The organism is Rhodovibrio sodomensis, assembly GCF_016583645.1.
GTDB lineage: Bacteria > Pseudomonadota > Alphaproteobacteria > Kiloniellales > Rhodovibrionaceae > Rhodovibrio > Rhodovibrio sodomensis.
Genome location: NZ_NRRL01000175.1, coordinates 1 through 8,650, shown reverse-complemented (window position 1 = coordinate 8,650; position 8,650 = coordinate 1). Strand labels below are relative to the sequence as shown.

The following is an 8,650-nucleotide window of genomic DNA, read 5'->3' as shown; positions in this document are numbered from 1 at the left end:
TCGCCAAGAAGTTCGGCATCGGCTGCGCGGTGATCTCCGCGCCGGTGCACGTGCAGGACTTCCCGGCGCGCTATTCCCCGGTGATGGGCTTCGAGGGCGCCAACGTGCTGTTCGACACCTTCGTCCATCCGCTGGTGATGGGCCTCGAGGAACACCTGCTCGGCATGTTCCGCGAGGACTTCGAGTTCAACGACGACGCCCGCCCGTCCCACCACGGCCCCGGCGCGCGCATCGAAGCGCCCGAGCCGATCCCGGCACCGGCGGCCGACACCGCCGCGCCGGCCGAGGCCGGCGGCACGGCGACCCTCGACGCAGCCGGGGCGGACGGGCCGGAGTGGACGGCCGAGGCGGAGAAGGAGTTGAAAAAGATCCCCTTCTTCGTCCGCGGCAAGGTGAAGCGCAACACCGAGCGCTTCGCCATCGAGCGCGGCGACGGAGAGATCAGCCTGGATACGCTGTACGACGCCAAGGCGCACTACAGCGCATAGGACAAGATGCTGAAAGGAGACCACCTGTTCAGCTGACTCTTGCCCTCACATCAAGCAGTTGGAGCGAAACACGGGCACAAGGCCGGCCCGGCCTTCCGGGATTTCGCTCTCGGCGTTCGCGACGGCGATCGGCGAAACAGCAGCAAGGGGGCCGGCGAGGAGCGCCCCACGACACGGCAGTCGCAAAGGAGATCGACATGAGCACGCTGGCCGCGACGCGGGGAACCCAGGGCGACGGCGAAGGCAGCGTCCAGGTCAAGACCGACCCCAAGGATCAGATCAAGGGCGCGCAGGTCTTCGCCATGTACGGCAAGGGCGGAATCGGCAAGTCGACCGCCTCGTCCAACCTGTCGGCCGCTTTCTCGAAGATGGGCAAGCGGGTGCTGCAGATCGGCTGCGACCCCAAGCACGACAGCACCTTCACGCTGACCAAGACGCTGGTGCCGACCGTGATCGACAAGCTCCAGGAGGTCGACTTCCACCCCGAGGAGCTGCGCACCGAGGACTTCGTCTACGAAGGCTACAACGGCGTGATGTGCGTCGAGGCGGGCGGCCCGCCGGCCGGCACCGGCTGCGGCGGCTACGTCGTCGGCCAGACGGTCAAGCAGCTGAAGGAACACCACCTGCTGGAGGACACCGACGTGGTGATCTTCGACGTCCTGGGCGACGTCGTCTGCGGCGGCTTCGCGGCGCCCCTGCAGTATGCGGACCAGGCGCTGATCGTCTCCGCCAACGACTTCGACAGCGTGTTCGCGATGAACCGGATCGTCGGCGCGATCGGCGCCAAGTCGAAGAACTACAACGTCCGCCTGTCCGGCGTGATCGCCAACCGCAGCGAGGACACCGACCAGCTCGACCTCTACAACGAGCAGGTCGGGCTCAACAACCTGGCCCACTTCAAGAACCAGGACGTGATCCGGCGCAGCCGGCTGAAGAAGTCGACCCTGTTCGAGATGGAGGGCGACGAGGCCGAGGCGATCCAGCAGGAGTACATGGACCTGGCCGAAACCCTGATGCAGGGCACCGACGGCACGGTCGTGCAGTCGCTCAAGGACCGCGACATCTTCGACCTCCTGGGCTTCGAGTAGGCCTGCGCGGTCGGGCGGCCACCGACCCGGCGCGCCGCCCGCTCGTCGATCGGGGCCGGCGCCGGCCGACGGGCCGGCCCCATTTGCGGCCCGTCACCCCCATTTGGGATTTTCCGTGCGCGCGGCTTGTGTAAACTAGAGGAAAATCGATGAAGGTCGGGTCGGCCTTCATCGTGAATTTTGCTCTAACTGCTTGAAGAGAGAGCAAGATTCAGCGGAAAGGTGGGTTCACCTTTCAGCATCTTGCTCTAGGCGTGACACGAGAGGCGCGCTATACAAGCCGATGCCAACCGCCGCGCGCCGACCGCGTGCCGCCCGCGCCGGCCCATGGCGCGAACCGGCCCGCCGACCGGCTTGAGGGGAGACGACCGACATGAGTGCAGCCAAGCGGGCGCGACAGTCCTACGAGGACGTCCCCTGCGAGATCGAGATCGAGCGCACCTGGGAGTCCCTGCACGCCCACGTCCACTATAAGCGCGACGTGGATATCGCCGAGGGCGACGAGGTGAAGGTGCTGGGCGACAAGATCCACGTGCCGTTCGGTCAGCGCCTGCGCCTGGAGCGTACGGCGCGGATCAAGCACGCCGGTCCGCTGACCCGGCTGTGGACCCGGATCACAGCGTTCGGCGAACTGATGGAACTCTTGGAGTTCTCCTTCACCTCGAGGAGGAAGCTATGAGCGAAGCCCAGGTTGAAAGCCGCGAGGCGACCGGGGGCAAGGGCCGCGAGCCGGAAGACGGCGAGCTGGTCCAGCCCAGCCAGTACGACACCACCACCGCCGCCAAGGCGAACACGGTGCTGTCGCCGCGCTTCTACACCACCGACTTCGCGGAGATGGACAAGATCGACGTCGAGCCGGTGCGCGCGGAGTGGGACTCCCTGATCGCCGAGCTGGAGGCCGACCACAACCGCGGCCACTTCAAGCAGGAAGGCGCGTTCGTCGACGCGCTGAAGAAGATCGACGAGCCGTTGCGCAAGGAATTCATCGACTTCCTGGTCAGTTCGCTGACGGCCGAGTTCTCCGGCTGCGTGCTCTACGCCGACATCCGCAAGCGGATCAACAACCCGGACGTGCGCGCGCTGTTCAAGTACATGAGCCGCGACGAAGCGCGCCACGCCGGCTTCCTCAACGAGGCGCTGAAAGACCTCGATATCGACGTCGACCTCGGCTACCTGACCAAGAGCAAACAGTACACCTTCTTCAAGCCGAAGTTCATCTTCTACGCCACCTACCTGTCGGAGAAGATCGGCTACGCCCGCTACATCACGATCTACCGGCACCTGCAGAAGCACCCGGACAAGACGATCCACCCGATCTTCAACTGGTTCGAGCGCTGGTGCCAGGACGAGTTCCGCCACGGCGAGGCGTTCGCGCTCTTGATGCACGCCAACCCCTGGCTGCGGCGCGGGCACAACCGGCTGTGGATCCGCTTCTTCACGCTGGCGGTGTTCGCCACGATGTACGTCCGCGACCACGCCCGGCTGGAGTTCCACAACGCGCTCGGCGTCGACATCACCGACTACGACTTCGAGGTGTTCCACAAGACCCGCGAGATCTCCAAACAGGTCTTCCCGATCGGCCTGCCGCTGGAGAACCCGAAGTTCAAGCAGGGCCTGGACCGACTGTTCGACCTGCGCGGCCGGATCGACGACGCCGAGCAGCAGGGCGGCGTGACCGGCAAGCTCAAGAAGGGCGCGTGGGTCGCCCTGGCCACCCTGACCTTCCTGCGCCTCTACACCATGCGCGCGGAGAAGTACCCGGAGCCGGCGCAGATCCGCCTGGAGCCGGCGTATTAGAGCCCGAGCGCGGCAGCTGGATCACCTTCAGTGTGAATCAGGCAGTGCGACTGGGGCAGCGTGAATGAGCCGGCGCGGAGCGGCCTCTACACCAGTGAGAGCAGGGCAAGAGGCACGGCGACGCTAGGCCCAGCTTCGCCGACCTCTCCCCAACGCCCCTCCGGTATCCGGACCGGCTACGCCGAACGGTAGCGGCCGCACGGCTCCTGCGGCCGTTTTTGTGTCCAACGGTCCAGTCGACCGGTATCGCCTAGCAAGCAATCCCAGGACCGCCGCCGATACCGCCCGCCGGCACCGGCGGCAAGGCGCGGCCGGGGCGGCTCAGCGGGACTGCATGCGCGCGTACAGCCGTGCGGCGGCCGCGGCATAGGCGGCGTAGCCATCTGCCAGGGGATGGTGATTGTCCGCGCGCGGGTAGAGCGTGCGCCCTTCCGCCAGGGCGGCCCCGAGGGCGCGGGTCAGCTCCGGCATCGCCGTGTAGACGGGGACATCGAGCGCCCTAGCGGCGCGGACGAGCTTGGCGACGAGGTCGGCCTGCGAGGCGGTCTGGCGCAAGAAGGCGGGGTCGACCCGATTCAGTTTCTGCTCCTGGCGAAGCCAGTAGGCGTAGAGGTGCTCGCGCGAGGGCACAACCAGCACGCCAAGCTGTCCGGGGTCGGCAGCCGCGGCCCAACGGGTCAGCATCCGCTGATAGTCGCGGAAGATCAGCGCCGGCGCGCCGGTCGAGACGTCCGATATCCGGGCGCGGTTGGCGATCCGCTGGCGCTTGAGCGCGGGTAGGATACCGTCGAAGGTGTAAAAACGCTCGGCGTACCAGCCGAACAGACGGTAGCCCAGTTCCGCTCGCGCCTCGGCGTCCTTCAGGCGGTTCCAGACGAAGTAGTCGAACGCGCTCAGCGTCGCCGACCGGTTCTTCAACTGGTGCTTTAGCCAGCGGCCCCACCCGTAATCCTGCGGCCCTCCGTCGCGCGCAAACGCGGCGTCGGACAGGTCATAGAGTTCCAGGTCCAATTCCCCGACCTGGCTCTGCCAGTAGGCGCCCTTGAAGGCGCGGCGCTGGCGATCGGCGAAATAGGAGGTGAAGTCGTTGCCCGGATAGACGGCGACCACGACCTTCTTACCGGCGCGCAGCGCCCGCATCACCAGCGGATGGTAGGTATAGACGTTGTAGCTGCCGACCCCGAAATTGTAAGCGACCGGACCACCCCCGGCGTTAAACCGGCGCGGCCAAGCCGCCTTGGAAGGAACGTTGTAGCCGTAGGTGTGCGAATCCCCGACCGCCGCGAGCACGGCCCGGTCCCAGGTTCCCGCGGGGTTCCGGAAGCCGTGGCGGTCGACATCGGCACTGGCGTCGTTCAGGCGATAGCCGGTCTCGCGATCGTACTCCTTTTTGATGAAGCCGATCGGGAAGGGCGTCACCGCCCGCAGCATCAGTTCGCCCGCGCCGGCACAGACGAGCAGCGTGACCGCCAGTGTCAAAAGGTTGCGCATCGGTCAGTCGAGCTCGAACTCGCCAGAATAGTCACGCGCCAGCGACGGGTCCTGCGCCGTCTTGTCGAGGTAACAGTCGCCGATCACCAGGATGTCGAGGTCGGTGCCCATGAAGCAGCGGAAGGCGTCCTCCGGCGTGCAGACGATCGGCTCGCTGCGGATGTTGAAGCTGGTGTTGACCAGCATCGGGCAGCCGGTCGCTTCGTGGAACAGTTCCAACAACCGGCGGTAGCGGGGCTGGCTGTGCCGGTCCACGGTATGCAGGCGCGCAGTGTAGTCGACGTGGGTCACGGCGGGCACCTCGGAGCGCACCACGTTGAGCTTGTCAATGCCGAACAGCCCGGCCTCCGCCGCGCTCATTTCCCGCGCGCGCTCAAGCGCCACGTGACCAACCAGGAGCATGTAAGGGCTGTCGACGTCCATCTGGAACCAGGCCGGCAGATGCTGGCGCAGCACCGAAGGCGCGAAGGGCCTGAAGCTCTCCCGGAACTTGACCTTCAGGTTGAGGATTTTCTGCATCTCAGCCGCCCGCGGATCGGCCAGGATCGACCGCGCGCCCAGGGCGCGCGGACCAAACTCCATGCGCCCCTGGAACCAGCCGACCGCCTTGCCCGACGCCAGCCCCCGCGCCGTCGCGGCGAGCAGGTCGGCTTCATCCAGGACCTCGTAGCGGGCTTCTGCCGCCTGCAGTCGACGCTCGATCTCGCCCTGCTCGAACGCGGGCCCGAGATGAGCGCGCTGCATGCCGTCCGCCGCACCGGTCGCGCCGTCCGCGCTCCCGGAAACGCGCGCAGGGCGTGGCTGTTGCAGATGCTGGTGATGGGCGCTGAACGCAGCACCGACAGCGCCGCCCGCATCACCGGCAGCCGGCTGCACCCAGATGCGCTCGAACGCGCCGTCGCGCAGCAGCTTGCCGTTGGCCACGCAGTTCAGGGCCACGCCGCCCGCCAGACAGAGGTTGGGCAGCCCGTACTCCCGCTTAAGCGCCCGGGCGAGGCAGAGCATTGCTTCCTCCGTGGCCGCCTGCACGCTGGCGGCCACATCCATGTGGAAGGGCTCCAACGAATCCGTCTCCGGGCGCCGACGCGGCTGTCCTAACAGCGTCTCGAAGGCGCCGTTGGTCATCTCCAGGCCGGTGCAGTAGTTGAAATACCGCTGATCCAGGTGGAAGGAGCCGTCGTCGCGCAGATCCAGCAGGTTTTCTAGGATCAGGTCCTTGTATTTCGGACTGCCGTAGGGGGCCAGCCCCATGACTTTGTACTCGCCCGAGTTGACCTTGAAGCCGAGGTAATAGGTGAACGCGGAATAAAGAAGGCCGAGCGAGTGCGGGAAATGGATCTCCTTGAGGATTTGAAGGTCCGCGCCCTGCCCGATCGCCACCGATGTCGTCGCCCATTCCCCGACGCCGTCCAGCGTGAGCACCACCGCCTCGTCGAACGGCGAGGGATAGAAGGCGCTGGCCGCATGGCTCATGTGATGTTCTGCGAACAGCAGCCGATCGCTCCAGTCGATGCCGGGCGCCTGCGCCGCCAACTTCTTCCGCAGCAGGTCCTTCTGGAACAGCTTTTCCTTGATCCACACCGGCATCGCCGTACGGAACGAGCGAAAGCCCCGCGGCGCGAACGCCAGATAGGTCTCCAGGAGCCGCTCGAACTTCAGGAACGGCTTGTCGTAGAAGGCAACGTAATCGACATTGGCGAGGCTGCCGCCCCGCCAACCCGTGACGTAATCGATCGCGTGGGCCGGATAGGCGGAATCGTGCTTTTGCCGCGTGAAGCGCTCTTCCTGCGCCGCGGCCACGAGGTCACCTCAGCATGAGTCAGTTCTCCAGACGCCCCAAAGCGGCGGTGGTGTAAGGGAGCTGGCGATGCATGTTTTCAACCGCCGGAGGCCGCGGGTGAAGAAGGATAGCCTGGAACGTAGGCAGCGGGCGGGGCGGCGATCCGGCGCCTTGGCCTCGGCGGCGAGCGGGTTGGTTTCGCGGTCCCACATGCCGGTTGAGACGGCCCAGTAGAGGGAGATCGCCAGCCCCAGGAGCAGCCGCTCGATCCGATCGGCCTTGCGCAACTGGCTGTCTTCCAGGGCGAACCCGCGCCCCTTCAGGTCCGAGAACATCGCCTCGATGCCCCAGCGCATTCCGTAGTCCAGGGCGCGCGGGGTGCTCGGCTTTTCCGACAACGCGATGATCCACGGCTCCGGATGGCCGGGCTCGTGCAGGATCGCGACGTGGCTGGGGACCTGCCGGGCGCTCAGGCGCACGTTCGGCAGCATCCAACTGCCGTCCTCGAAACAGGCGCCCAGCGTGGTTTCGCCCCCATTGCGATCGTACACCAGCAGGCTCGCCTTCAGACGCAACCGCCATGACCAGCCGCGCTCGGCGCACCAGGTGATGAGATCCGGGCTGCCGTAGAACCGGTCGCCCATCAGCACGGGCCGAACGCCCCGCGGCAGCCACCCGGCGACCTGTTCCAGCACTTGGCGTTGTTCAGCGAACCCGATCGCGCCGCTGGTCTCGCGAACCAGCCAGGCCAGCGGCAACGCCCGGCCGCCGACCGCGACCGCCACCATCAGGACCTCGTGGCGATGCAGGCGCGTCGCCTGGCTCTGATCGATCACGAGCACTGGTTGTTGCCCCTTGGCGCTCAGGGTCGCCAGGATCTCCCGCGCATAGGGTGCCATCACCTCAAGGGGCTGAATATGCCGATTGGCCAGGATCCGCTTGAGCTTCTGGAACCGGCTGGCCCGGTTGCTGGTCGCCATCGGCAACGCCGCGCCCAGGGCCATCAAGTTGACGTCGCGTTCGCACAGTAGGACCGCAGCAAGCAGGGCGAGATTGCGTCGCTGCGTCACGCGCTGCTGCGGCAAACGCGCCGCAAGATCCGCCTCGACCGCCGCCGCTACCGTCTCCAACCCGCCCATCGCAGCCCCCTGAATGAAACGCCAGAACGCTAAGAATCACGTTTTGTTCGTACACACAAGAGAAACTGACCCATGTTAAGACGAGGTCACCATCGACCAGCAGCGCGGCCGCGCTGTCGTGATAGAAGGCCGAAATGCCGAGAGTGCGCATATACGGCTCAGAACACCGTGTAGACGAACGGCGCGATCACAGAGCCCTGCGAAAGCACAACCAAGCCGCCGAACAGCAGGACCATCAGGAAGGTTGGAAGCAGCCACCATTTCTTCCGAACCTGGAAGAACAGCCAGACCTCGCGCAGGAAAGACATCGGCACACTCAAAACTGATTGGTCATGCGGTTGTGCGGCGTGGTGCGGTTCACCCAGTAGCTGCCGTCCCGCGCTGCCCGCCGCAGGCCGAGGGAATCCTTGCCGAGCGCGCGCATCAGCAGTCCGCTCGGCAGCACGGCTAGGACGAACACGGCCGACAGCGCCAGCGGCGACACGACCTTGTGCAGTAACAGGCCGAAGCGAAACCACGCCCGGTTGAGCGGCCGTAGCACCCGTGGGGCAGAGAAACCGAGAAGGGCGAATGCCGCCGCCACGGCCAGCGCCCAAACCCTGGGGCCCCCGCCGAACACGACGGGCCACAAACCGGCGATCACGAAGACACCGCAAAAGACCAGCCCGAACGATCGTTCGGACGGCATCGCGACACCATCGTGACGATATTTACGCGATTCGCCCATAGCCCCCCCTTAAACGGAACTTTTTACTTCGTTTTCCGGCTAAGTTTCTGAATGTGAACAACGAATCCGGCTATGGGCGGCTCCGTGTACCCATGTAAACGACGGGCGTTCATTCTTGACATCGTGCTCTAGGTACGATT

Annotated in this window: 8 protein-coding genes and 1 pseudogene; 4 read left to right on the top strand and 5 right to left on the bottom strand. The window is 65.8% G+C overall.

The annotated features are described in order from the left end of the window. The 4 genes and pseudogenes from CKO28_RS26095 to acsF all read left to right on the top strand — a co-directional run. A pseudogene (locus tag CKO28_RS26095) lies at positions 1–488 on the top strand (ferredoxin:protochlorophyllide reductase (ATP-dependent) subunit B); the annotation flags it as partial. A 197-nt stretch (positions 489–685) separates the two neighbouring features. After that, positions 686–1,576, top strand: a complete 891-nt coding sequence (gene bchL / locus CKO28_RS26090) for a ferredoxin:protochlorophyllide reductase (ATP-dependent) iron-sulfur ATP-binding protein (protein ID WP_200344133.1) — start codon at positions 686–688, stop codon at positions 1,574–1,576. A 373-nt stretch (positions 1,577–1,949) separates the two neighbouring features. Continuing rightward, a complete protein-coding gene (locus CKO28_RS26085) occupies positions 1,950–2,255 on the top strand; it encodes an O2-dependent cyclase accessory protein (RefSeq protein WP_200344131.1) in 306 nt (101 codons plus the stop codon). Continuing rightward, positions 2,252–3,373 (top strand): magnesium-protoporphyrin IX monomethyl ester (oxidative) cyclase, encoded by a 1,122-nt coding sequence (acsF, locus tag CKO28_RS26080; protein ID WP_200344129.1) that lies wholly within the window; start codon positions 2,252–2,254, stop codon positions 3,371–3,373. Before CKO28_RS26085 ends, acsF begins: the two co-directional genes overlap by 4 nt. 321 nt (positions 3,374–3,694) lie before the next feature. Here acsF and CKO28_RS26075 read toward each other — a convergent pair whose 3' ends face one another. From CKO28_RS26075 to CKO28_RS26055, 5 genes are all read right to left on the bottom strand, one after another. Further along, entirely contained in the window at positions 3,695–4,864 is a 1,170-nt protein-coding gene (locus tag CKO28_RS26075) for an SGNH/GDSL hydrolase family protein (protein ID WP_200344127.1), read from the bottom strand. 3 nt (positions 4,865–4,867) lie between these two features. Further along, positions 4,868–6,664, bottom strand: a complete 1,797-nt coding sequence (locus CKO28_RS26070; RefSeq protein WP_200344125.1) for a carbamoyltransferase N-terminal domain-containing protein — start codon at positions 6,662–6,664, stop codon at positions 4,868–4,870. 9 nt (positions 6,665–6,673) lie between these two features. Further along, positions 6,674–7,783 (bottom strand): IS4 family transposase, encoded by a 1,110-nt coding sequence (locus CKO28_RS26065; protein ID WP_200344123.1) that lies wholly within the window; start codon positions 7,781–7,783, stop codon positions 6,674–6,676. A 158-nt stretch (positions 7,784–7,941) separates the two neighbouring features. Further along, a complete protein-coding gene (locus CKO28_RS26060) occupies positions 7,942–8,091 on the bottom strand; it encodes a DUF5989 family protein (RefSeq protein WP_200344121.1) in 150 nt (49 codons plus the stop codon). An 8-nt stretch (positions 8,092–8,099) separates the two neighbouring features. Then, positions 8,100–8,510 (bottom strand): SxtJ family membrane protein, encoded by a 411-nt coding sequence (locus CKO28_RS26055; protein WP_200344119.1) that lies wholly within the window; start codon positions 8,508–8,510, stop codon positions 8,100–8,102. Positions 8,511–8,650 lie beyond the last annotated feature (140 nt).

What these genes read in the sequence shown, in the direction of transcription:
- CKO28_RS26075 (WP_200344127.1), bottom strand. Translation starts at nt 4,864, where the DNA reads ATGCGCAACCTTTTGACACTGGCGGTCACGCTGCTCGTCTGTGCCGGC.
- CKO28_RS26060 (WP_200344121.1), bottom strand. Translation starts at nt 8,091, where the DNA reads ATGTCTTTCCTGCGCGAGGTCTGGCTGTTCTTCCAGGTTCGGAAGAAA.
- CKO28_RS26055 (WP_200344119.1), bottom strand. Translation starts at nt 8,510, where the DNA reads ATGGGCGAATCGCGTAAATATCGTCACGATGGTGTCGCGATGCCGTCC.
- bchL (WP_200344133.1), top strand. Translation starts at nt 686, where the DNA reads ATGAGCACGCTGGCCGCGACGCGGGGAACCCAGGGCGACGGCGAAGGC.
- CKO28_RS26065 (WP_200344123.1), bottom strand. Translation starts at nt 7,783, where the DNA reads ATGGGCGGGTTGGAGACGGTAGCGGCGGCGGTCGAGGCGGATCTTGCG.
- CKO28_RS26085 (WP_200344131.1), top strand. Translation starts at nt 1,950, where the DNA reads ATGAGTGCAGCCAAGCGGGCGCGACAGTCCTACGAGGACGTCCCCTGC.
- acsF (WP_200344129.1), top strand. Translation starts at nt 2,252, where the DNA reads ATGAGCGAAGCCCAGGTTGAAAGCCGCGAGGCGACCGGGGGCAAGGGC.